Origin of the sequence: Burkholderia mayonis, from assembly GCF_001523745.2 — a bacterium.
GTDB classification, from domain to species: domain Bacteria; phylum Pseudomonadota; class Gammaproteobacteria; order Burkholderiales; family Burkholderiaceae; genus Burkholderia; species Burkholderia mayonis.
Genome location: NZ_CP013386.1, coordinates 3,040,605 through 3,063,636, shown reverse-complemented (window position 1 = coordinate 3,063,636; position 23,032 = coordinate 3,040,605). Strand labels below are relative to the sequence as shown.

Below are 23,032 nucleotides of genomic sequence, written 5' to 3'. Positions count from 1 at the left end.
GGCATTCCGGGTACGACGCAATCAATTGCGTCAAAGCGACGTGCGCTTAAACAGGAAACGCGGAACCGACCGGATGATCTGCATGATCAGTGTCCAGAACCACGGCGTGTACAGCACGTTCTTGTGCCGCTCGATCGCCTTGACGATATCGTTCGCGACTTTGTCCGCCGTCGCGACGAGCGGCCCGGGCAACGGCAGCCCGGCGGTCATCGGAGTGGCGACGAACCCCGGCTTGATGGTCAGCACGTGGACACCGACCTTGAACAGGCGCGCGTTCAGGCCTTCGCAGAACGTGGTGAGGGCAGCTTTCGCGCTGCCGTACAGATAATTCGACGGCCGGCCGCGATCTCCGGCGACCGACGAAATGACCGCCAGCGTACCGTGCTTTTGCGATTCGAACTGGTTGGCGAGCGGCGTCAGCAGTGCGATCACCGAGACGGCATTCGTATTGAATTCCCGCACGGCAACCGCGGCATCCGTTTCGCATGCGCGCTGGTCGGGCAGGGTGCCGGGTGCCACGAGCGCAATATCGATCGATCCGAGGGTATCCGCGCAATGCCGCACCATGTCGGCATGGTTCTCGAGCTTGTCGACATCGAGTTGGTGGCAGGTGACGCGTTGTGCGCCGCGCGCTGTCAGATCTTGCGCGACTTGTTCGAGGCGCTCTCCGTTGCGCGCGACCAAAAAGAAGCGTGCGCCCTGTGTGGCCCATTTGCGCGCGCACGCGATGGCGATCGCCGAAGTCGCGCCGACGACGAGAATATTGTTCATGTACGAGTAGTCCGTTCCCAGAAGCGCGAGAGCAGCGCGGGGTCGCGCAGCGCCTCGACTTGTTGCCATTGAGGATAGGCCGCGCGGAAGTCGTCCCCCGACATGTGCGCGTCCTTCGCGGGATAGATGCGGCCGCCCGCTTCCCGCACGATCGCATCGAGCCGGGCGAACAGCCTTGAGTTCGACGGCTCGCGTTGCGGAAAGTCGAGCGCGAGGGATGTTCCCTCGAGCGGGAAAGACAAGAGGCCTGGAGAGCGCAGGTTGCCGCAGCGCTTCAACACGGCGAGGAACGATCCCGTTCCGCTCTGTGCGATTGCGGACAGAATGGCGGCGGTTGCGTTGCGCGCCGTATCGGGCGGGATGACGCACTGGTACTGCTGGAATCCGGCTCGCCCGTAAATGCGGTTCCATTCGAGCAGGCTGTCGAGCGGATAGAAGTAAGCGTCGTAGCTCACCGTCGAACGCACTTTCGTGCGTTGCTGGCGCTGATAGTACAGCTCGTTGAAGACGCGAAGCGTGAACCGGTTGAATACCGGTATCGGCAGCGTGAACGACACCGTACGCTTCTTGCGTGACGCGACTTCCAGCCGCCCGCTCGCCGTGTGACCGCCGACCATGAAGATACCACGGCCCAGCGACGATCCCCGGCTCTGACAGTCGACCCACGCGACACTGTATTCGTGCACGGGATCGAGCTGCTCCGAAAGCGCAAAGAACTCGTCGAGATTCGAGAAGCGGATGCTCGTCGTATCGATCATGCTCGAACGGATTGGCATCAGCTGGATTTCCGCCCAGAGGATGATGCCGGTGAGGCCCAGCCCGCCGATGGTCGCGGCGAAATAGTCTTCGTGGGCGTCGGGCGCACATTCCAGCAGAGCGCCGTCGCTGCGAGCCAACGCGAAGCGGCGTACATGGCGGCCGAACGTTCCGCGGACATGATGATTCTTGCCGTGAACGTCATTGGCGATCGCGCCTCCCAACGTGGCGTACTTGGTGCCGGGCGTGACGGGCAACATCCATCCGCGTGGAATCGCGACTTCGAGGATCTGTTCGAGCGTGACGCCGGATTCCGCGCGCAGGACGCCCGCTGTCCAGTCGGCCGCGATCAGCCGGTCGAGCGGTAGTGTCCTGACGACATGATCCGACGCCGCGAGGCAACTGTCCCCATAGCTCCTGCCATTGCCGAACGGTAGCGTCGTGCCGTGTTGCCGGGTCGTGTCGTCCCACACCCGTTGCACGGCATCGCGCCATGCGACGTGGTGGATCTCTTGCGGGGCAAGGGGATAGCGTCCCCACGACAGGATGGTGCTCATCGGTTAGATGGCCACCCAAAAAACCAGGCCGCACAATGCGACGGTGGCGAGGCTGACGCGGTCTCGTACGGCAAAGACAATCGGGTCGTCATGCATGAGGCCCCGATGCGCGATGATCCAGGTCCGGCTGATCCAGTACAGTAGCAACGGGCATGCGAGCCAGATCACTTGCGGATGACGGTACAGGATGGTCGTTCTCGCATCCTGAATATAGAGCGCGAGCACCAGCACGGCGAGATAGCCGGACACAGTGCCCAACGACGAGATTAACGACAGGTCGCTCGCCACGTAGCCGCGTCCACGCGTCTTCATGAGGCCGCGTGCCTTCATTGAGTGCAGTTCCGCATAGCGCTTGACGAGCGCCAGGCTGAGGAAGATGAACATCGAGAAGGCAAGCAGCCAGAATGTCAGGTGCGAGCCGATGGCGGTGCTGCCTGCGATGATGCGCGTCGTGTAGAGCATTGCCAGGACCACGACGTCGACCATGACCTGGCGCTTGAGGAAGATCGAATAGGCGAGCGTCAGCGCGTAGTAGCCGATCAGGACGGCACCGAAGCGCCAAGGTAACGAAGGCAAGGCGATCGCAAACGCACCGACCAGCAGCACCGGGAATAGGGCCAGCCCGACGGTGAGCGGCAACGCGCCGGAGGCAAGCGGCCGCTTGCGCTTGACGGGATGGTGACGATCGTCTTCCAGGTCGAGCAGGTCGTTCAGGAGATACACGCTCGATGCGCACAGGCCGAACGCGACGAATGCAAGCACGGCTGTCACGATCAATCCGGGCGAAGACAGTTGATGGCCCGCGAGCAGCGGCAGGAAGATCAGCAGGTTCTTCAACCACTGATGTAGCCGTAGCGCCTTCGAAAAAGTTTTCAGCAATGGCGAGCGCGACTCGATCACGCGCTCGACGTTGCCGAGCTTTCGCGCCGCCTTTTCCACACCGCTGGATGGATTGACCACATAGGCGCGATCGGCCGCCTCCCACACGGCAATGTCGTCGTGCGAGTTGCCGGCGTAGTCGAATCCCTTCTCCCCGAATTCCGCGACCAACGCCGCGCGCTTGTTGTGCGACGACAGATTGACGTCGCGGTCGGTCGCGAACGTGCGGTCGAACAGTCCGAGATGGTCGGAAATCGCCTGTGCGTATCGCAAGTGGCTTGCGGTTGCCAACACCAGCGATCGTCCGCCTTCGCGTTCCGACTCGAGCCATTTGACGACCGAGCCGTCGTAGGGCAGAACGGAAACATCCACGTCCGTCAAGTCCGCGAGCTTGGCTTTCAGTTCGGGCTTGCCGCCGCGCGCGAACCAAAGCAGCGGCCGATAAAAACGATGGGGCGCGGCCTTCAGATACGCAAACCCGGACTCGATCAGGATGTCCGAGCGAATGAGGGTGCCATCCAGATCGACGACGAGTGGTCTGCTTCGCATTGAATCGGCCCTGCGGGCGGTAGTTGTGTAGTGAACGCTGGGTACCACTTCCCCGATTCCTGCAAGCACGACGTTCGTGCCGACTGTCCTGCCGGTGCTCCGAATCGGGCGGCGCTACTTTACTATCGCTTGGTTTGTTACACAACCTTACGTCGGGATTGATGGCGATATGCCATAGTTTTTATTAGTAGATCGCGGATTTTGCAGTTGTGGTTCCTGTATTGATGCGCGGTTAACAATTGCAAAGCATGCTTGCCCGATCGGGCAAAACTGAGCAAACTTGCTGTTCTTCACGACAGGCAAATTACCGAATAACCGCGCCGCCGAGCACGCGCGCAGTCAAATCACGCATGAATGTCACCACCGCGTCTCCCGAGCAACTCAACAGCCTGTCGATATCTGTCGTCGTCTATCGTCCCGATCACGCAGCACTGGCGCAGACGCTGAGTAGCCTCGGCGCGGCGTGCGAGCGTTTGCGGACGGTCTGGCCCGGCATGTCGGCCGAATTGTTGATGGTTGACAATGGCGGCCTCGGAGACGTGCGTGCGGCGACGACCGAGCTCGAATCGTTTGGTATCACGTGCCGGGTGTTGACGGGTTACGGCAACGTCGGCTACGGCCGCGGTCATAATCTCGCGATCGGTCAGGCCACGAGCCGCTTTCATTTGATACTGAATCCCGATATCGATCTCGATTCCGCTGCGCTTGTCGGCGCGCGAGATTTCTTCGAAGCGAATCCGGAAGCCGGCTTGCTGACGCCGTGGATTGGCGACGATGCAGGCTGGCAGCAGTATCTGTGCCGGCGCTATCCGTCGGTGCTCGACCTGTTCGCACGAGGTTTCCTGTCCCCACGCTTGCGTCGATTTCTGGCGGAGCGCCTCGCCCGCTACGAAATGCGCGACGTCATCAATGACCGCGACATCGTCTGGAGCCCCCCCATCGTCAGCGGCTGCTTCATGCTGTTCCGCACCGACGTCCTGAAGAAGCTCGGCGGCTTCGATCCGCGCTATTTCCTCTATTTCGAGGACTACGATCTGAGCTTGCGCACGCATGAAATCGCTCGCATCGCCTACGTCCCGACGGTGCGCGTTATCCACCACGGCGGCGGCGCCTCCCGCAAGGGCTTGGCGCATATCTGCATGTTCGCCGCATCGGCATTCAAGTTTTTCAACCGCTTCGGCTGGAGGCTGTGGTGAGCTGCATTGTCGTCACCGGCGCGAACGGCTTCGTCGGCCGCGCGGTTTGTCGGCTCGCGCTCGCGGCGGGGCATACCGTCACCGCACTGGTGCGCCGGCCGGGCGGATGCATCCTCGGTGTGTGCGAATGGGTGCACGACGCCCCCGATTTCGATGGCCTCGAGGCGGCATGGCCCGCCGACCTCGCAGCGGATTGTGTCGTCCACCTGGCCGCGCGCGTGCACGTGACGCACGACGAGTCGCCCGATCCGGACGCCGAGTTCGACGCGACCAACGTCGCCGGCACGCTGCGCATCGCCGCGGCGGCGCGTGCGCACGGCGTGCGCCGTATTGTGTTCGCGAGCAGCATCAAGGCAGCCGGGGAGAGCGATACAGGCACGCCGCTCGCTGAGGATGTCGTGCCCGATCCGCAGGACGCCTACGGACGCTCGAAGCTGCGCGCCGAGTGGCAGCTCGCGCAATTCGGCAAGACGGCCGGCCTCGACGTCGTCATCGTCCGCCCCCCGCTTGTTTACGGCCCAGACGTTCGCGCAAACTTCCTGCGAATGATGGATGCCGTCTGGCGTGGGGTGCCATTGCCGCTCGGCGCTATTTCTGCGCGCCGCAGTCTCGTCTACACCGACAACCTCGCGGATGCGCTACTGCACTGCGCGACCGATCCGCGCGCCGCACGCGGCTGCTTCCACGTCGCAGACGACGACGCACCGTCCGTGACGGAATTGCTCCGCATGATCGGCACTGCGCTCGGCAAACCGGCACGCCTGTTTCCGGTTCCCCCAGGCGTGCTGCGCGCGATCGGCAATCTGTCCGGCCGCAGCGCGGCAATCGACCGTCTGACCGGCAGCCTGCAGCTCGATACTGGGCACATCAAGCGCGTTCTCGACTGGCGTCCTCCCTATACGACGCAACAAGGCCTTGTTGCGACGGCCGCGTGGTATCGTTCGCGCGATACCCAAAAATAGGCAATATGCATTTCACGATAACCACGTGGCTCGCCGCCGCCGCGATGGCCCTGGCCGCCGCCGTCGGCTCGACGGCGATCCTGCGGACGCTGCTTGCCACCGGATTGGCCTGGCGTCTCGCAACCGATATTCCGAACGATCGTTCGCTGCACACGCGTCCGACGCCGCGAGTTGGCGGCTGGGGCATCGTGCCGGTCTGCGTCGTCGCGATATTGTGGCTCGCACCTCGGATGTGGCTGACTGCCATCGCTGCCGCGGCGCTGGCGGCCTTGTCGCAACTCGACGACCGGCGTGGGCTGCCCGCTCGTGTCCGGTTCGCTGCGCACCTTGCGGCAGTCGTTGCGCTGATCGTGGCCTATCCGGCTGCGGCTCCGTGGTGGCTCCTCGCCGGTATGGGTTTCGTGATGGTCTGGTTGACCAATCTCTACAATTTCATGGACGGTGCGGACGGGCTCGCTGGCGGCATGGCGCTGTTCGGATTCGGCGCTTATGCGGTCGCCGGGCTTGCGGGCGCTCATCCGTCCCCGGATCTCGTCGCCAGCGGCGCTGCGATCGCGGGTGCCGCGCTCGGCTTTCTGCTGCTGAACTTCCACCCGGCGAAACTGTTTCTCGGCGACGCAGGCTCAATTCCACTCGGATTCATGGCGGGTGCGCTCGGCTACTGGGGCTGGCGCGATGCGATCTGGCCGATCTGGTTCCCGGCGATGGTGTTCTCGCCCTTTATTGCGGACGCATCTGTAACACTCCTGAGACGTTTGTTACGCGGAGAAAAGTTCTGGCAAGCGCACCGCGAGCACTATTATCAACGGATGGTGCGTTCCGGCATGAGTCACGGGCGCACCGCCATTTATTGGTACCTCATCATGCTCGCAGGCATAATTGTTGCGAGGTGGGCACTGGGCCGTCCCGCGCTGCAGCAATGGTTGACGTTTTTTGCGTGGCATGGCGTGCTGACGTGCATCGGCGTCGTGATCGACATGCGCTGGCGCCGGCTGCAGACGGCCATTGATAACAATTCGTGAGGTCTCCCGCCGATGTTGCGATCCAAAGCATCATGGCTGTCATTCAGTGCTTTTTTGTTCGACCTGCTGGCGGTAGTCGCCGCATGGTTGTTCGCCTATCTCGTCCGGTTCAACGGCAGCATTCCGCCTGATTTTCTGAACGGCGCGCTTGCCGCGCTCGCCTGGGTGCTCCCCGTCTACGCGCTGATGTTCCACGTATTCGGCCTGTATCGCGGCCTGTGGGTGTTCGCGAGCTTGCCCGACCTGATGCGAATCTCGAAGGCGCTCGCCTGCGGCGGCGTGATCGTGATGATCGGCGCGGTCATGTTCCAGCCGTCGCCGATCATTCCGCGATCCGTACTGCTGGTCTCCCCGTTAATGTTGTTCCTGATTATGGGCGGCGCACGCGCGCTGTACCGCGCGACGAAGGAGTTCTACCTGTACGGCGGTCTTGTAGGACAGGGCAAGCCGATGCTGGTGCTTGGTGCCGGTACGGCCGGCGCCAGTCTCGCGCGTGAACTGTCCCGCTCGGGCGAGTGGCGCCTCGTCGGCCTGCTCGACGACGATGTCACGAAGCAGGGCCGCGAGATCTACGGTTACAAGGTGCTGGGCTCGTTCAATGACCTCAAGCACTGGACCGAGATGCTGAAGGTCGAATACGCGATCATCGCGATTCCGTCCGCATCGGTGGAAACGCAGCGTCGCGTCGCCACGCTTTGCGTGCGCGCCGGCGTGAAAGCGATGGTGCTGCCGTCGCTGACCGCACTGATGCCGGGGCAAGGCTTCCTGTCTCAGGTGCGGAGCATCGACCTCGAAGACCTGCTCGGCCGCGACGCCGTAACCATCGACACTCCGCACGTCGAAGCCTTGCTGCGCGGCCGCGTCGTGATGGTGACGGGCGCGGGCGGCTCGATCGGTTCGGAGCTGTGCCGGCAGATCCTGCGCTTTGCGCCGGCGCAACTGGTCGCCTTCGACCTTTCCGAATACGCGATGTACCGCCTGACCGAGGAACTGCGCGAGCGCTTCCCCGACCAGCCGGTCGTGCCGATCATCGGCGATGCGAAGGATTCGCTGCTGCTCGACCAGGTGATGTCGCGCCACGTGCCACACATCGTGTTCCATGCGGCGGCCTACAAGCACGTGCCGCTGATGGAGGAGCTCAACGCGTGGCAGGCGCTGCGCAACAACGTGCTCGGCACCTACCGTGTCGCGCGGGCGGCGATCCGCCATGACGTCCGCCACTTCGTGCTGATCTCGACCGACAAGGCCGTCAACCCGACCAACGTGATGGGCGCGAGCAAGCGTCTCGCGGAGATGGCGTGCCAAGCGCTGCAGCAGACGAGCGAGCACACGCAATTCGAGACGGTGCGTTTCGGCAACGTGCTCGGCAGCGCGGGCAGCGTGATTCCGAAGTTCCAGCAGCAGATCGCGAAGGGCGGTCCGGTGACGGTCACGCACCCGGAGATCACGCGCTTCTTCATGACGATCCCGGAAGCGTCGCAGCTCGTGCTGCAGGCATCGAGCATGGGGCGCGGCGGCGAGATCTTCATTCTCGACATGGGCGAGCCGGTCAAGATCGTCGATCTCGCGCGCGACCTGATACGCCTGTACGGCTTCTCGGAAGGGCAGATCCGCATCGAATTCACCGGGCTGCGGCCGGGCGAGAAGCTCTACGAGGAACTGCTCGCCGACGACGAGACGACGACCCGCACGCCGCATCCGAAACTCCGGATCGCGCGGGCCCGCGAGGTGCCGGACAACCTGCTCGACGAGCTGCTGCCGTGGCTGATGCAGCATCGCGTGCTCAGCGACGACGAGGTGCGGCGCGACCTGCGGCGCTGGGTGCCCGAGTATCAGACAGTGGTGGCGCCGCTCCTGCAGAGTATGCCGATCAGGGCGTCGTCGAATCGGTGAACGACGGCTCGCCGCATGGCGAGCTAAAAAAGCTGCGCGAAGGCGGCAGATATAATTCAGCGCTCGAAATCCGACCGCTACGTCAAAGCCAATGCTTGCGCGAAAAATCCTTCCGTTTGGTCTACCCCTATTGGCGTTCCTCGCGCTCGCCTTCGCATTCTTTCCCGAGAGCATTGATGACGCGTATATCACTCTGCGCTACTCGCTCAACCTTGCCCTCGGACACGGTCCGATTTTCAACATCGGCGAGCGTGTAGAGGGGTACTCCAATCCGGTCTGGATGGCATTGCTCGCGCTTACTGGCAAGATCGGACTGTCGATGCCGTTGATGATGAAGGTCTACAGCGTCATCGCTGGCGCGGTAGCCATCCTTATTGTCGGGCAATACGCCGACCGGGTATTTGGCCGGATTGCCGCGCTGTCTGCAATGGCGCTTCTGGCGTGCTCGACGTTCTTCGCCCTGTGGGCTACTGACGGCCTGGAAACGATGTTTTATACGGCTCTCGTCACTGGCCTCTACATTCTTCTTTTATCGTCGGCAAACCCGGTTACGATCGGCATCGTGGCCTCCCTCGTCGCACTGACGCGCCCGGAAGGAGCGATCTTCGGACTAGTCGCATGCAGCTACCTGGCGTGGCGACGCGGGTACAAGCAGTCCCTCGCCGTGCTCGCGCTGCTCGCGATATTCGGCGGTGCTTACGAGCTGTTCCGGATTGAGTACTTCGGCGCGCTGGTGCCCAACACGGCACTCGCGAAAGTCCACACCACGGCGCAAACCGTTCTCCGCGGGGGCCAGTATCTATGGCGCTTCAATGCCGAAAGCGGGTATCTCGTGCTTCCGGCCGTCGTCGTGTCGATCTGGATCCACCGAAAGAATGACACTGTGCTACTGGGTGCCGCATTCATGGGCGCCCAGCTCGTATTCCTCGCTGTGTCCGGGGGGGACTTCATGTACGGCTACCGCTTCGTTGTGCCGGTCCTTCCGATAATCGCACTGCTTGCGTCGGGTTGCCTGAGCGGTGACCTATTAACTGACAGCAATGTCCGAGGCTGGATGGCGGTGCTTGGCGTCGCAGTTGTCGTGGCGTTCCAGTATGCGTCGCTGCCGCCAATGCGCGTGCGCGTGGACAACTTGGTTGCGCGACGGTCTACGCACTTCGATGTCGCGCGCTATCTCGTGAGCAGAACGACAGTCGCCGACACCGTTGTCCTGTCTGAGGCAGGAATTGTCCCATTCGGGATACGCGCGCGCGTGTACGACTATCTGGGGCTGACGTCACCATACCATTCGGTGTTCACAGCGGACGGGCACGTGAGCGCCGAAAATGCGCTTTTGGATCAACCGAAATTCGTGCTGCTTACGATGAAGGAAGGCCATGCCGGAGCGCTGGTGCCGCGGACGAACGTAGACGCTGATCTCTTCGACACTTTGCCGCTCTCGTCGCGATACAAAGCGGTGCGGCAGTTCTATATCGACCCGAACCTCAGCTATCTCGACAAGATTTACTACAAGTACGCTCCCGACGCGGTCCGCATTTACTTCGTCGTCTACGAACGGATTTGATTCGCGAACGACAGCGGCGGTGGCTCGAATGTTGACCCGTTCCACGTCCAAGCTGCCCCGACTGCTATGTCCGACCCAAGCGGTTCAGTAAAGCACCCCAAAGGTCGGATCGGTGTCCAACTTTAGGGGCGCAGGTCAATGCTGCGTCTCTTTGTTGCACGCGAATCCTGTGGCTCAGTGATTATGCCGCCGCGCCTTCCGCACCACCATCCACCTCGGCGCCCGAAACCGCACGATGCTCACATACAGCCACACATAGGTGAGCGCGAACAGCACGACGAACGTGAACAGGTGCACCGTATGCCGCCAGAACAGTGTCGCCGGAATCACCGCGACTAAGCACAGCAGCCACAGATAAGGCGACGTCAGCGAATTGCGCCGCGTCAGGTCGTGCGCGGTCTTCGTGCCGACCGCCCAGCGCATCAGGCGCTTGTAGACGAGCATGTGCAGGTGCACGCCGTCCGGGATCCCCGGCGACATCCCGCGCACGAACTTCTTCCGGTAGATCGAGAAGCAGGTCTCGAAGATCGGATACATGAAGAGCAGCACCGGATACCACGCGGACACTTCGCGATGCCGCATCACGAGCGAAATCGCGAGTTCGGCGAGCATGAAGCCGATGAAGTACGCGCCGCCGTCGCCGAGGAAGATGAGGCCCGCCGGGAAGTTCCAGATGAAGAAGCCCATGATCGCGCCCATCATCACGATCGAGCCGGACATCACGACGGGATCGCCGACCTGGAACGCGACGTACGCGAGCGACGCAAACATCATGAACGCGACCATCGACGCGAGGCCGTTGAAGCCGTCGATGATGTTGACCGCGTTCGCGAGCGCGGCGACGGCGAGCACCGTGACCGCGGCCGAGATCGCCGCGTAGCCGAGCAGGAAATCGAGGGGCGGCACGCTGATGCGCGTGATCGCGATGCCCATCAGCACGAACGCGAGCGCCGCCGCCGCCATCGTGCAGGCGAGCCGCACGGCGGGCGTGACCTTCTTCGTCAGGTCTTCGATCAGGCCGGATGCGAATGCAGGCAGCCCGCATGCGGCGAGTCCGAGGATGCCGCCCGCGATGGCGGGATATCTGCGCGACAGCAGCGCCGTCGCGGCCACGAGCCCGATCAGGATGCCGACGCCGCCCACACGGGGCACCGGCCGCGCATGGAATTTCTGCACGCCGGCAAGATCGTTGTCGATCGAGAATTTCTCGTGCAGGTGCGCATAGCGGACGATGAGCAGCGTGACGAGAAGCGAGACGATGAAGCCGACGGCGAAGCTGAGCATGGGATTGCCCGGAAATTGGACAGCGGATTATACAAAACCGCGCGGGTTGTTTTCCTGCCAGCGCCAGTGGTCCGCGCACATCCGATCAAGGTCGTATTCGGCTTTCCAGCCGATGATCTCGGCTGCGGCGGCGGGGTTTGCGTAGCACTCGGCGACGTCGCCCGGGCGCCGCGCGACGAGCTCGTACGGCACCGGCCGCCCGGACGCCTTCTCGAACGCGTGCACGACTTCGAGGACGCTGTAGCCGCGGCCCGTGCCGAGGTTGACGGTGAGGCTCGCGTCGCGCTGCTCGAGCGCGTCGAGGGCCGCGATGTGGCCGCGCGCGAGGTCGACGACGTGAATGTAGTCGCGCACGCCGGTGCCGTCGGGCGTCGGGTAGTCGCTGCCGAACACGCGCAGCTTCTCGAGCTTGCCGACCGCGACCTGCGCGACATACGGCATCAGGTTGTTCGGGATGCCGGCCGGATCCTCGCCGATGAGGCCGCTCTCGTGCGCGCCGACCGGGTTGAAGTAGCGTAGCGTCGCGATGCGCCAGGCCGGATCGGCGAGCTCGACGTCGCGCAGGATCTGCTCGGCCATGAGCTTCGTCTGGCCATACGGGTTGGTCGCCGACAGCGGGAACGTCTCGTCGATCGGCGAGCGCTCGGGCACGCCATACACGGTCGCCGACGAGCTGAACACGATCCGCTTCACGTTTCGGTCGCGCATCACGCGCAGCAGCGACAGCAGGCTGTCGAGGTTGTTGCGGTAATACTCGACGGGCTTCGCGACCGATTCGCCGACCGCCTTCAGCGCCGCGAAATGGATCGCGGCCGTGATCGGATGGGCGTCGAAGATCGGCGCGAGCGCGCGCGCGTCGCAGACGTCGACTTCATGGAACGCCGGCGTCTTGCCGGTGATCTTCTCGATCCGCGCGATTGCCTCGCGCTTGCTGTTGACGAGGTTGTCGGCGATCACGACGTCGTAGCCGTGCTCGAGCAGCTCGACGGCGGTGTGCGAACCGATATAGCCTGCGCCGCCGGTGACGAGGATCGTGCCCTTCGTGCTCATTGCTGATTGCTCCGTCAAAGTGTGACGCCCGTCAGGGCGGAAATGGTCTGATGATACCGTTCGACGACCTTCGCTTCGTCGAATTCCTCGGCGACCTTCTGCCTGCCGCGCTCGCCCATCGCGCGGCGCTCGGCCGCGCTCATGTCGAGCATCCGCGCGAGCCGCGCGGCGAGGCTCGCGCTGTCGCGCGCCGCGCACAGCAGGCCCGTGACGCCGTCGGCGACGACGTCGCGGCAGCCCGGCACGTCGGTCGCGACGATCGGGCGGCCCATCGCGGACGCCTCCATCAGCGTGCGCGGCACGCCTTCGCGATACGACGGCAGCACGACGCAGTCGGCGGCGGCGATGTGCGGCCGCACGTCGTGCGCTTCGCCGAGGTATTCGACGACGCCTTCGCGCACCCACGCGTCGACATCGTCGCGGCCGATCGCGCTCGGGTTGTCGACGCCGAGCGGGCCGAGCAGCTGGAAGCGCGCGCGCGGATGCTGCGCACGCACGACGCGCGCGGCCTCGACGTACTCGCGCACGCCCTTGTCCCACAGCAGGCGGCCGATCAGCACGAACGTGAACGTGTCGCGCTCGGGCAGCGGCGCGAGCGCGAACTGCTCGAGGTCGACGCCCTCGCCGTGCAGCAGGCGCGCGCGCTCCGGATGCGCGAGGAGCTGCTCGTGCGTGAACGTGTCGAGGTCGTCGCGGTTCAGGAACCAGACTTCGCGCGGGAAGCGGAACGCGAAGCGGTACAGCGTCTTCGCGACCTGCGCGGCGCGGCTCTTCTGGATGAACACGTAGCCGAGGCCCGTCGTCACCGCGATCGACGGCGCGCGCGCGAGCCACGCGGCGATCGAGCCGTAGATGTTCGGCTTGATCGTGTAATGGAACACGAGGTCGGGCTTGATCGCCCGATAGTGCCGATAGAGCGCGGCGAGCGTGCGCAGGTCTTCGCGCGGGCTCGTGCCCTTCGATGCGATGGGCAGCGCCGCGTAGCGGCAGCCCATCCGCACGAGCGGCTCGACCGTGCGGTCGCGCGGCGCGAGCACCGTCACCTGCGCGCCGCGCGCGATCAGCATGCGGATCAGGCCTTGCCGGTACGTATAGATCGCCCACGCAGTATTGCAGACGAGAACGATGCGCGGGGCGGAAGCGGAACTCATGTCGGGCTGAAAAAAATAATCGGACGCTCGGGCAAAAATGATGGGAAGCGGTGCGTCACGCCGCGCCGCGCGGCGCGAACAGCAGGCGCTTCGCGCGCTGCAGCGTCGAATAGGGCGTTACAAAATGAAGCAGATTTTTCGCGACGCCGAGCCAATCGTAAGGATTGAGCGGATTGAAGTAATGCAGCGCCAGCGCGAGCGTCGACGCGATCTGCCGGCGCCGCTTCGTCGCGCTGATGCCGCCCTCGTTCAATTCGTAATACAAACCGAGCTCCGGCAAATTCGCGCAATCGTAGCGTTCCATTAACCGTAAAAAAAGATCGAGGTCTTCCGCCGCGCGATATTTGATCCGGTAATTGCCGACCGCCTTGACCGCCGCGACGTCGAGCATCATCGACGGATGCACGAACGGCGAGCGCAAGAAGCGCGTGCGGCGCAGCGTCGCCGGATCGGCGGCGGGCGTCAGCATGAAGAGCGGGCGGCCGTCGCGCGACACGACCTGCGTCCACGTGCCGAGGCCCGCGACGCCCGGATGCGCATCGAAATACGCGCGCTGCTTCGCGAGCCGGCCGGGCGCGGCGAGGTCGCCCGCGTCGATGCGCGCCGCGTAGCGGAAGCCGCGCGCGGCGAGCGCGTCGATCCCGGCCGCGAGCGCGCGCTCGATTCCGCCGTTTCGCGGCATCCGCAGCACGTCGATCGCGAGGCCCGGCAGTTCGGGCGCGGCGATCGGCGGCGTGCTGCCGTCGTCGACGACGAGCACGCGCACGGGCGCGTCTTCGCGAAACGACTTCAGCGTGCGCAGCAGATCGTCGTGCGCGTTGTACGCGGGAATCAGCACCGCGACATCGACGAGCGAGCGGGCGGCGCCGGGCGTGGCGAAAGAGGGCGTCATGGGCGCAGCTTCAGGCGGATGTAATGGAAATTGACCGACGCGGCGGCGAGATAGCCGGCGGCGAGGCCCGCGAGCGCACCGTAGAGGCCGAGCGCGGGAATGGCGATCAGGTTGACGAGTGCGGCGAGCGCGAGCGCCACCGACCATTTCGCGAGCAGCACGAACTTCGCCTGATACTTGAGCACGACGAGATTGCCGATCGCCTCGATGCCGGCCGGCACCGACAGCCACACCGCCCAGCGGAACACGTCGACCGACGTCTCGAAGCCGGGGCCGAACACCTTGCGGATGATGAAGCCCGCGAGCAGGTCGAGCACGAGCGCGCCCGCGATCATCAGCGCGGCCGTCATGCCGATGAGGCGCCACACGTTGCGGCGCAACCGCGCGATGTCCTGCACGCGATAGACGAACGCGGGCGCGATCGTCTGCGCGAGCATCAGCGCGAGCGTGATCCAGTTTTCGTTCAACTGCTGCGCGGCCGCGTAGCGGCCGAGCTCGGCGAACGACACGTAGCGCTCGAGCATCAGCCGGTCGAGCTTCAGGAACAGGTACATGCAGACGAGGCCGAGCCAGAATACGGTGCCCATCGTCGCGAATTCGCGCACGAGCGGCCGCTCGACGTACCAGCCGAGCGCACCGCCGTTGCGGCTGCGGTAATACCAGACCAGCGCGGCCGCGATCGCTGCGGCTTCGAGCGCCCACAGCCAGCCGAAGCGCGCGGGCGCGGTGCCCGCGCGTACGAGCAGCCACACGAGCGCCATCTTCGCGAGCGCGGCCACGAGGCTCGCGAGCAACTGCGGCTTGCTGTACGTCATGCTCTGCAGCCACGCGTTGACGACGCCGACGAACGGCTCGCGCAGCGCGAGCGTGACCGCGAGCCCCGCCAGCATCGCGCCGACGAGCGGATCGAACGCGCCCAGGGCGATCGCCGCCCAGGTGAGCGCGAGCGCCGCGACCGACACGGCGAAGCGCAGCGCGAATGCGCTGCCGAGCACGGCGCCCAGTTGCGCGCCCGCGCGCTGGACGATCGTCGGCACGAGGATCTCCGCGCCGCAGACCCACGTGAGCGGCGCGAGGACGAGGAGGAGCGTGTTCGCGTATTGCCATTTGCCGAACGCTTCAGGGCCGAAGTAGCGGGCGAGGAGGCCGCTCACGACGATCGCGACGCCGATCTGCGTGACGCGTTCGACGCCGAGCCACGCGAGGTTCGCGACGGCCTTGGCGACGTCGGGATTCGAAAGCCTGGATTTCAGCATGGCGCGCAGCAGGAAAACGTGCGCGAGATGACCGGGCCGGCCGTCCGCGGGAGCGGTTTTGCTGCAATGAAGCAATCAGGCATTAAAATGGGCGCGATCGGCGTAGCTGAAACCAGCGATTATAAGTTGGATCGGATTCGCTTCAGGCATCGGCGTGCCATGCATTGCCCCGCGTCGGTCGGTTCGGGCGACAATTTTTTACGCATTCGCGTTGAGGCGGCCAAAATTTTTATGGACGACACAGAGAGTGAATCGATGATCTCCCAATCCATCTTCAAGGCATACGATATCCGGGGCGTGATCGGCAAGACGCTCGACGCCGACGTCGCGCGTGCGATCGGCCGCGCGTTCGGCAGCGAAGTGCGCGCGCAGGGCGGCGATGCGGTCGTCGTCGCGCGCGACGGTCGCCTGTCGGGCCCCGAGCTCGTCGGCGCGCTCGCAGAAGGGCTGCGCGCGTCGGGTGTCGATGTCGTCGACGTCGGCATGGTGCCGACGCCCGTCGGCTATTTCGCGGCGAGCGTGCCGCTCGCGCTCGCGAACGGCGAGCGCCGCGTCGACTCGTGCATCGTGGTCACGGGCAGCCACAATCCGCCGGATTACAACGGCTTCAAGATGGTGCTGCGCGGCGCCGCGATCTACGGCGACCAGATCCAGGCCCTCTACCAGCGCATCGTCGACGCGCGTTTCGAAACCGGCAGCGGTTCGTATGAGCAATACGACGTCGCCGATCAATACGTCGATCGCATCGTCGGCGACATCGAGCCCGCGCGGCCGCTGAAGCTCGTCGTCGACGCGGGCAACGGCGTTGCGGGCCCGCTCGCCGCGCGCCTGTTCAAGGCGCTCGGCTGCGAGCTCGTCGAGCTCTTCACCGACATCGACGGCAACTTCCCGAACCACCATCCGGACCCGGCGCACCCGGAGAACCTGCAGGACGTGATCGCGAAGCTGAAGGAAACCGATGCCGAGATCGGTTTCGCGTTCGACGGCGACGGCGATCGTCTCGGCGTCGTCACGAAGGACGGCCAGATCATCTATCCGGATCGCCAACTGATGCTGTTCGCCGAGGAAGTGCTGTCGCGCAACCCGGGCGCGCAGATCATCTACGACGTGAAGTGCACGCGCAATCTCGCGCACTGGGTGCGCGAGAAGGGCGGCGAGCCGCTGATGTGGAAGACGGGCCATTCGCTCGTGAAGGCGAAGCTGCGCGAAACGGGCGCGCCGCTCGCGGGCGAGATGAGCGGCCACGTGTTCTTCAAGGATCGCTGGTACGGCTTCGACGACGGTCTCTACACCGGCGCGCGCCTGCTCGAGATCCTCGCGCGCGTCGCGGATCCGAGCGCGCTGCTGAACGGCCTGCCGAACGCGGTGTCGACGCCCGAGCTGCAGCTGAAGCTCGAGGAAGGCGAGAACGTGAAGCTGATCGACAAGCTGCGCGCCGACGCGAAGTTCGACGGCGCCGATGAGGTCGTGACGATCGACGGCCTGCGCGTCGAGTATCCGGACGGCTTCGGCCTCGCGCGCTCGTCGAACACGACGCCCGTCGTCGTGCTGCGCTTCGAGGCGACGACCGAGGCGGCGCTCGCGCGGATCCAGGACGATTTCCGGCGCGCGCTGAAGGCGGCGAAGCCGGACGCGAACCTGCCGTTCTGAGCTTGACTTCGGCGCGTCGCGCCGCGCGGGCGGCATGGCCGGCCTTGCGCTGACGCAAGCCTTGTCGAAAAAGCGGCGAAGCATTCGTGCGTTCGCCGCTTTTTGTCTGTGTCGGCCGCCCGGCGCGATAAAATCCGTCCTTTCGGCCTGTGCCGGCGGCTGCCGGTCCTCTCTTTCAGCGTGCAAAAAATTCTGATCGTGCGCGTGTCGTCGCTCGGCGACGTCGTGCACAACATGCCGGTGATCGCCGACATCCGCCGGCGCCATCCCGATGCGCAGATCGACTGGCTCGTCGAGGAAGGCTTCGCCGACCTCGTGCGGCTCGTCGACGGCGTGCGCAACGTGCTGCCGTTCTCGCTGCGGCGCTGGCGCAAGCATCCCGGCTCGTCCGCGACGTGGCGCGAGATCCGCGCGTTCCGGCGGCGCCTCGCGGAAGAGCGTTACGACCTCGTGATCGACTGCCAGGGGCTCATCAAGACCGCGTGGGTCGCGAGCTGGGCGCGCGGGCCGCTCGTCGGCCTCGGCAACCGCACCGACGGCGCCGGCTACGAGTGGCCGGTGCGCTTCTTCTATGACAAGCGCGTGCCGATCGCGCCGCGCACGCACGTCGTCGAGCGTTCGCGGCAGCTCGTCGCGGCCGCGTTCGGCGATCCCGCGCCGACGCCGGACGATTCGATCGATTTCGGCCTCGACACGCGCGGCGCGTCGCGCGCGCTCGCGCCGCTCGATCTGAACCTGCCGGTGCCGTATGTCGTGTTCGTCCATGCGACGTCGCGCGCCGACAAGCAATGGCCCGACGAAGCCTGGATCGCCCTCGGCGAAGCGCTCGTGCGGCGCGGCGCGTCGCTCGTGCTGCCATGGGGCAGCGACGCCGAGCGCGCGACGAGCGAGCGCCTCGCGAAGGCGTTCGGCGCGGCGGCGATCGTGCCGCCGAAGCTGTCGCTGCCCGCGGTCGTCGGCCTCATTGACGGCGCGGCGGCGACGGTCGGCGTCGACACGGGACTCGTCCACATCGCGGCGGCGCTGAAGCGTCCGACGGTCGAACTGTACAATTTCGCGACGGCCTGGCGCACGGGCGGCTACTGGTCGCCCGACGTCGTCAACCTCGGCACCGCCGGCGCGCCGCCGTCCCTTTCGCAGGTGAAGGACGCACTCGCGTCGTTCGGCCTCTTGTAATCCCGATAGGCGATCATGAGCGAATCCCAGATCATCGAAATTGCGTCCGCCGACTGGAGCGGGCAACAACTGTCCGTGCCGCGCGAGCAACTGCTCGGCGGCCTCGAGGACGGCAAGGTGCTGTTCTTTCCGCATCTGCGCTTCGCGATCGAAGGCGGCGAGGAAGCGCTCCTCGATCCCGCGCTCGCCGATCCGAAACGTAAGAACATCAGTCTCGCGCCGAACGGCGGCGCGCTCGCCGGCGTGGTCGGCGATGCCGTCACCCAATCGGCCGTGCGCGCGCTGATCGCGCGCTTCCAGAAGCAGGCGGGCACGCTCGTCGACGGGCTCTTTCCCGAGTATCGCGGCAAGCTGCGCGTCGCGCCGACGAGCCTGCGCCTGATGCAGGTCGAGACGCGCCAGACGTCGTGGCGCAAGGACGACAGCCGCCTGCACGTCGACGCGTTTCCGTCGCGGCCGAACTACGGCGAGCGGATCCTGCGCGTGTTCACGAACGTGAATCCGGCGGGCGTGCCGCGCGTGTGGCGCGTCGGCGAGCCGTTCGAGGACGTCGCGAAGCGCTTCCTGCCGCACATCAAGCCGCAGTTGCCGGGTTCCGCGTGGCTGCTCGGATTGCTGCACGTGACGAAGACGCGTCGCAGTGCATACGATCACCTGATGCTGAACCTGCACGACGGCATGAAGGCCGATCTCGACTATCAGAAGAACAGCCCGCAGCAGACGATGCCGTTCCCGTCGGGCAGCGTGTGGGTCTGTTTCTCCGATCAGGCGTCGCACGCGGTGATGTCCGGCCAGTTCATGCTCGAGCAGACCTTCTTCCTGCCGGTCGGCGCGATGGTCCAACCGGCGCGCGCGCCGCTCGGCATTCTCGAACGCCTGCAGGGCAGGGCCCTCGTTTGAGCGCGCGCGACGTTTTCATCGCCGGAGCTGCCGCGCGATGCTGAGAGCGATCTATCGTGCGCTGTGGTGGCTGATCGCGCCGCTCGCGGTGCTGCGTCTCCTGTGGCGCTCGCGCAAGGAGCGCGGTTATCGCGAGCACATCGGCGAGCGCTTCGGCTTCGGACCGGGCCGCGCGGGCGCGCGCGGCGTCGACGAGCCGACGCCGATCGTCTGGGTGCATGCGGTGTCGGTCGGCGAGACGCGCGCCGCGCAGCCGCTCATCGACGCGTTGATGCGCGCGCGACCCGACGTGCACGTCCTGCTCACGCACATGACGCCGAGCGGCCGCGCGACGGGCGAGCAGATCTTCGGCGAGCGTGTGTCGCGCTGCTATCTGCCGTACGATCTGCCGCACGTCGTGCGGCGCTTCCTGCATGCATGGCGGCCGTCGCTCGGACTCGTGATGGAGACCGAAGTCTGGCCGACGCTCATCGACGAATGCCGTCGCGCCGACGTGCCGCTCGTGCTGACGAACGCGCGAATGTCGGCGCGCTCGTTCAGGCGCGCGGCGAAGTTCGGCTCGGCCGCGCGCGAAGTGTTCGGCGGTCTTTCGCGGGTGCTCGCGCAAAGTCCGGCCGACGCGGAGCGGTTGACGTCGCTCGGTGCACGCAACGTCGCGGTGCTCGGCAATCTGAAGTTCGACATGTCGACGCCGCCCGAGCTCGCCGCGCGAGCACGCGCGTGGCGCGCGGCGATCGGCGATCGGCCGGTGTGGGTCGCGGCGAGCACGCGCGACGGTGAAGAGGCGCTCGTGCTCGATGCGTTCGCCGCGCTGAAGACGCAGGACGCACTGCTGATTCTCGTGCCGCGCCATCCGCAGCGCTTTGCGGAAGTCGCGGCGCTCGTCGAGCGGCGCGGGCTGCGCCACGTGCGCCGCACCGAATGGGCGGCCGACGCGGCAGCGGCCGCGGCCGGCCGGCCGGCCGCTTCGGCGCTGCCGGCGGACGTCGCGGTGCTGCTCGGCGATTCGATGGGCGAACTGGGCGCGTACTACGCGGCCGCCGACGTCGCGTTCATCGGCGGCAGCCTGCTGCCGCTCGGCGGGCAGAACCTGATCGAGGCGTGCGCGGTCGGCGTGCCGGTGCTGATCGGGCCGCACGTGTTCAACTTCACGCAGGCCACGGCCGACGCGGTCGCGGCGGGTGCATGCGCGCAGGTGCGGGATCCGTTCGATCTCGCGCGCACACTCGACGCGCTGTTCGCCGATCACGCGCGCCGCATCGCGATGGGCGCGGCGGGCGCCGCGTTCGCCGCGCGGCATCGCGGTGCGACCGCGCGCACGGTCGACGTGCTGAATGCGCTGCTGCCGCCGCCGCGCGTCGTGTCGGCGGCAAGCGACGACGGCGCCGCGGGCGGGCTCGACGCGGGCGCGGCGATCGACTGAGCGCCGGGCGGGGCAGTGCGGGGCCGTGCGACGGCGGCGTTGCCGCTGTCGCGGCCATCGCATCGCGTCGCATCGCGCGACAGCGGCGTCTCGCGGCCTTGCGATCGCGCGACGCGGAACGCTCAGACCGTCAGCAATCCTTTCTTCTCGATGAACGCGATCACGTCGGCGACGCCGTCGAGCGCCTTCAGGTTGCACATCACGTACGGGCGCTCGCCGCGCATCTTCTTCGTGTCGGACGCCATCACGTCGAGGTTCGCGCCGACGAGCGGCGCGAGGTCCGTCTTGTTGATCACGAGCAGGTCCGATTTCGTGATCCCCGGGCCGCCCTTGCGCGGAATCTTCTCGCCGCCCGCGACGTCGATCACGTAGATCGTCAGGTCCGACAGCTCGGGACTGAACGTCGCGGCGAGATTGTCGCCGCCCGATTCGATGAAGACGATGTCCGCATCCGGGAAGCGCGAGAGCATCCGGTCGACCGCCTCGAGATTGATCGACGCGTCTTCGCGGATCGCCGTGTGCGGGCAGCCGCCTGTCTCGACGCCCATGATCCGTTCCTCGGGCAGCGCGCCCGCGATCGTCAGGAGGCGCTGGTCTTCCTTCGTATAGATGTCGTTCGTGATCGCGACGAGGTCGTAACGGTCGCGCATGCCCTTGCAGAGCATTTCGAGGAGCGTCGTCTTGCCGGAGCCGACGGGGCCGCCGATGCCGACGCGCAGCGGCGGGAGCTTCTTCGTGCGGCGGGCCGCCGCGGTGAGAGGTGCGTTCATTGCGATGTCCAGGAATGCTTGGGGATGCTTACGAGCGGAACAGACGCGAATACTGCGACTCGTGCCGCGCGGACAGGATGCCGAGCTGCGGTGCGAACGTGTTGATCGCGTCGGGCGGCGTCGCGAGCGCGCGGCGCACCGCCGCGCGAATCGGCTCGCGCAGCGCGACGATGATCTTCTGGCCGGCCAGCTGACCGAGCGGCACCGCCTTGATCGCGGCGGCCGTCTGGTTTTCGACCCAGCCGAACGCGTACGCGGCGAGCGTCGCGTCGGGCGTCGCGCCGTGTGCGGCGGCGGCGAACGCGAACGCGGTCGGCAGCGCGATCGGCGAGATCGATGCGAGCGTCGCGCGGCGCGCGGCGTCGCCCCATTCGAGCGACGCGCACAACTGCGCGAGCGACCAGCCCATCTGCTCGGTTTCGCGGCGCAGCTCGGACGATTCGCGGCTCGCGACGAATTCTTCGTTCGCGTCGGCGAGCGCGACCGCGTCGTGCGCATGCCAGCGCGCGAGCTGATGCGCGAGGAACGGCAGCTCGCCGTGTGCGAGCACGTCGGTCAGGCCGCTCGTGATCCAGTCGCGGGCGCCGTCGGCGTCGCGGATCAGCGGCGCGTCGAGCGCGGCTTCGAGTCCCTGCGAATAGCTGAACGCGCCGATCGGCAGCGCCGGCGACGCGAGGTGCAGCAGCGCGACGAGCTCAGCGGTGTCCATGGCGATGACCGTGCGAGCAGGACGGACCATGCTGATGATCGTGATCGTGATCGTGATCGTGATCGTGCGAGTGCGAGTGCGAGTGCGAGTGCGAGTGCGAGTGGCCGTGGTGCTCGTCGAACACTTGCTGCGCGAGTGCATAATCCTCGGCGAACGTCGCGTCGTGGCCGTGCCGATGTCCGCCGCCGTACGCGCCGGCCTCCGGATGGAACGGCGCGTTCGCGCGCTCGATCGCCGCGCCGAGCCGTGCCAGCATGTCGGCGAGCACGGGGTCGTATTCGAGCTTCAGGTAGTCCGAGCCGATCTCGACCGGCGTATGCCGGTTGCCGAGGTGATACGCGGCGCGCGTGAGCGTGAGCGCGTCGGGCGCGCGCACGAGCAGCACGGCTTCGGCAGCCGCGGCGACGCGAACGAGCGCGCCGTCGTCTGCGACGAGCACGTCGCCGTCGGCGAGCACCGTGCCGCGCGGCAGCACGAGCGCGACTTCCTCGCCCGTGTCGAGCGTCGCGGCGAGCCGGCTCTTGCAGCGTGCGTCGTAGGCGAGCGTGAGCGTCGGCGCGCGCGCGACGAGCGTCGCGGCGAGCTTTACGTGCGGGGCGATGCGTTTATCGATCGTGCGCAT

General features: G+C 65.9%; 20 protein-coding genes. 9 read left to right on the top strand and 11 right to left on the bottom strand.

Features of this window, described 5'->3' with window-relative positions; all coding sequences use genetic code 11:
- Positions 1–30 precede the first annotated feature (30 nt).
- Genes WS70_RS14785 through WS70_RS14775 form a run of 3 tightly spaced genes read right to left on the bottom strand, consistent with a single transcriptional unit; the run spans position 31 to position 3,512 of the window.
- Complete coding sequence (locus WS70_RS14785; RefSeq protein ID WP_059597615.1) at positions 31–771, bottom strand: SDR family oxidoreductase; 741 nt, start codon at positions 769–771, stop codon at positions 31–33.
- On the bottom strand, positions 768–2,084 hold the full coding sequence (locus WS70_RS14780; protein WP_059597614.1) for an FAD-binding oxidoreductase: 1,317 nt from the start codon (positions 2,082–2,084) through the stop codon (positions 768–770). Before WS70_RS14780 ends, WS70_RS14785 begins: the two co-directional genes overlap by 4 nt.
- Before the next feature lie 3 nt (positions 2,085–2,087).
- A complete protein-coding gene (locus WS70_RS14775; protein ID WP_059597613.1) occupies positions 2,088–3,512 on the bottom strand; it encodes a UbiA family prenyltransferase in 1,425 nt (474 codons plus the stop codon).
- 350 nt (positions 3,513–3,862) lie between these two features.
- Here WS70_RS14775 and WS70_RS14770 point away from each other — a divergent pair, with 350 nt between their 5' ends.
- The 5 genes from WS70_RS14770 (at position 3,863) to WS70_RS14750 (ending at position 10,149) form a co-directional block, all read left to right on the top strand.
- Positions 3,863–4,708 (top strand): glycosyltransferase family 2 protein, encoded by an 846-nt coding sequence (locus WS70_RS14770; RefSeq protein WP_059597612.1) that lies wholly within the window; start codon positions 3,863–3,865, stop codon positions 4,706–4,708.
- Positions 4,705–5,670 (top strand): UDP-glucose 4-epimerase family protein, encoded by a 966-nt coding sequence (locus tag WS70_RS14765; protein ID WP_059597639.1) that lies wholly within the window; start codon positions 4,705–4,707, stop codon positions 5,668–5,670. The genes WS70_RS14770 and WS70_RS14765 overlap by 4 nt, the downstream gene beginning before the upstream one ends.
- 5 nt (positions 5,671–5,675) lie before the next feature.
- The gene (locus tag WS70_RS14760; protein ID WP_203235986.1) at positions 5,676–6,692 is read left to right on the top strand and encodes an MraY family glycosyltransferase; all 1,017 of its coding nucleotides are present in this window, start codon (positions 5,676–5,678) and stop codon (positions 6,690–6,692) included.
- Between the two features lie 12 nt (positions 6,693–6,704).
- Positions 6,705–8,585, top strand: a complete 1,881-nt coding sequence (locus WS70_RS14755) for a polysaccharide biosynthesis protein (RefSeq protein WP_059470357.1) — start codon at positions 6,705–6,707, stop codon at positions 8,583–8,585.
- Between the two features lie 91 nt (positions 8,586–8,676).
- Positions 8,677–10,149: a hypothetical protein gene (locus WS70_RS14750; RefSeq protein WP_059470356.1), complete on the top strand. Its 1,473-nt coding sequence runs from the start codon at positions 8,677–8,679 to the stop codon at positions 10,147–10,149.
- 174 nt (positions 10,150–10,323) lie between these two features.
- Here the strand turns inward: WS70_RS14750 and WS70_RS14745 are convergent, their stop codons facing one another.
- From WS70_RS14745 to WS70_RS14725, 5 genes are read right to left on the bottom strand one after another with little or no spacing between them, the layout of a single operon-like run.
- A complete protein-coding gene (locus WS70_RS14745; protein ID WP_059470355.1) occupies positions 10,324–11,433 on the bottom strand; it encodes an MraY family glycosyltransferase in 1,110 nt (369 codons plus the stop codon).
- Positions 11,434–11,460: 27 nt separating this feature from the next.
- Entirely contained in the window at positions 11,461–12,483 is a 1,023-nt protein-coding gene (galE, locus tag WS70_RS14740) for a UDP-glucose 4-epimerase GalE (protein ID WP_059597610.1), read from the bottom strand.
- Positions 12,484–12,497: 14 nt separating this feature from the next.
- A complete protein-coding gene (locus tag WS70_RS14735; protein ID WP_059597609.1) occupies positions 12,498–13,634 on the bottom strand; it encodes a glycosyltransferase family 4 protein in 1,137 nt (378 codons plus the stop codon).
- A gap of 55 nt (positions 13,635–13,689) precedes the next feature.
- Complete coding sequence (locus WS70_RS14730) at positions 13,690–14,526, bottom strand: glycosyltransferase (RefSeq protein WP_059597608.1); 837 nt, start codon at positions 14,524–14,526, stop codon at positions 13,690–13,692.
- Positions 14,523–15,857 (bottom strand): oligosaccharide flippase family protein, encoded by a 1,335-nt coding sequence (locus WS70_RS14725; protein WP_203235985.1) that lies wholly within the window; start codon positions 15,855–15,857, stop codon positions 14,523–14,525. Before WS70_RS14725 ends, WS70_RS14730 begins: the two co-directional genes overlap by 4 nt.
- Positions 15,858–16,013: 156 nt before the next feature.
- On the opposite strand from WS70_RS14725, the gene WS70_RS14715 reads away from it, so the two are divergent.
- From WS70_RS14715 to waaA, 4 genes are all read left to right on the top strand, one after another.
- Positions 16,014–17,432, top strand: coding sequence for a phosphomannomutase/phosphoglucomutase (locus WS70_RS14715; protein WP_082716049.1), 1,419 nt, complete (start codon positions 16,014–16,016; stop codon positions 17,430–17,432).
- A 108-nt stretch (positions 17,433–17,540) separates the two neighbouring features.
- Positions 17,541–18,608 (top strand): lipopolysaccharide heptosyltransferase I, encoded by a 1,068-nt coding sequence (waaC, locus tag WS70_RS14710; protein WP_059597607.1) that lies wholly within the window; start codon positions 17,541–17,543, stop codon positions 18,606–18,608.
- Between the two features lie 15 nt (positions 18,609–18,623).
- On the top strand, positions 18,624–19,508 hold the full coding sequence (locus WS70_RS14705) for a Kdo hydroxylase family protein (protein WP_059470350.1): 885 nt from the start codon (positions 18,624–18,626) through the stop codon (positions 19,506–19,508).
- Between the two features lie 37 nt (positions 19,509–19,545).
- Entirely contained in the window at positions 19,546–20,931 is a 1,386-nt protein-coding gene (gene waaA / locus WS70_RS14700) for a lipid IV(A) 3-deoxy-D-manno-octulosonic acid transferase (protein ID WP_059597606.1), read from the top strand.
- A gap of 122 nt (positions 20,932–21,053) precedes the next feature.
- Here waaA and ureG read toward each other — a convergent pair whose 3' ends face one another.
- From ureG to ureE, 3 genes are read right to left on the bottom strand one after another with little or no spacing between them, the layout of a single operon-like run.
- Positions 21,054–21,701: an urease accessory protein UreG gene (ureG, locus tag WS70_RS14695; protein WP_010105841.1), complete on the bottom strand. Its 648-nt coding sequence runs from the start codon at positions 21,699–21,701 to the stop codon at positions 21,054–21,056.
- A 28-nt stretch (positions 21,702–21,729) separates the two neighbouring features.
- Complete coding sequence (locus WS70_RS14690; RefSeq protein WP_059470348.1) at positions 21,730–22,410, bottom strand: urease accessory protein UreF; 681 nt, start codon at positions 22,408–22,410, stop codon at positions 21,730–21,732.
- Complete coding sequence (gene ureE / locus WS70_RS14685) at positions 22,397–23,032, bottom strand: urease accessory protein UreE (RefSeq protein WP_059597605.1); 636 nt, start codon at positions 23,030–23,032, stop codon at positions 22,397–22,399. The genes WS70_RS14690 and ureE overlap by 14 nt, the downstream gene beginning before the upstream one ends.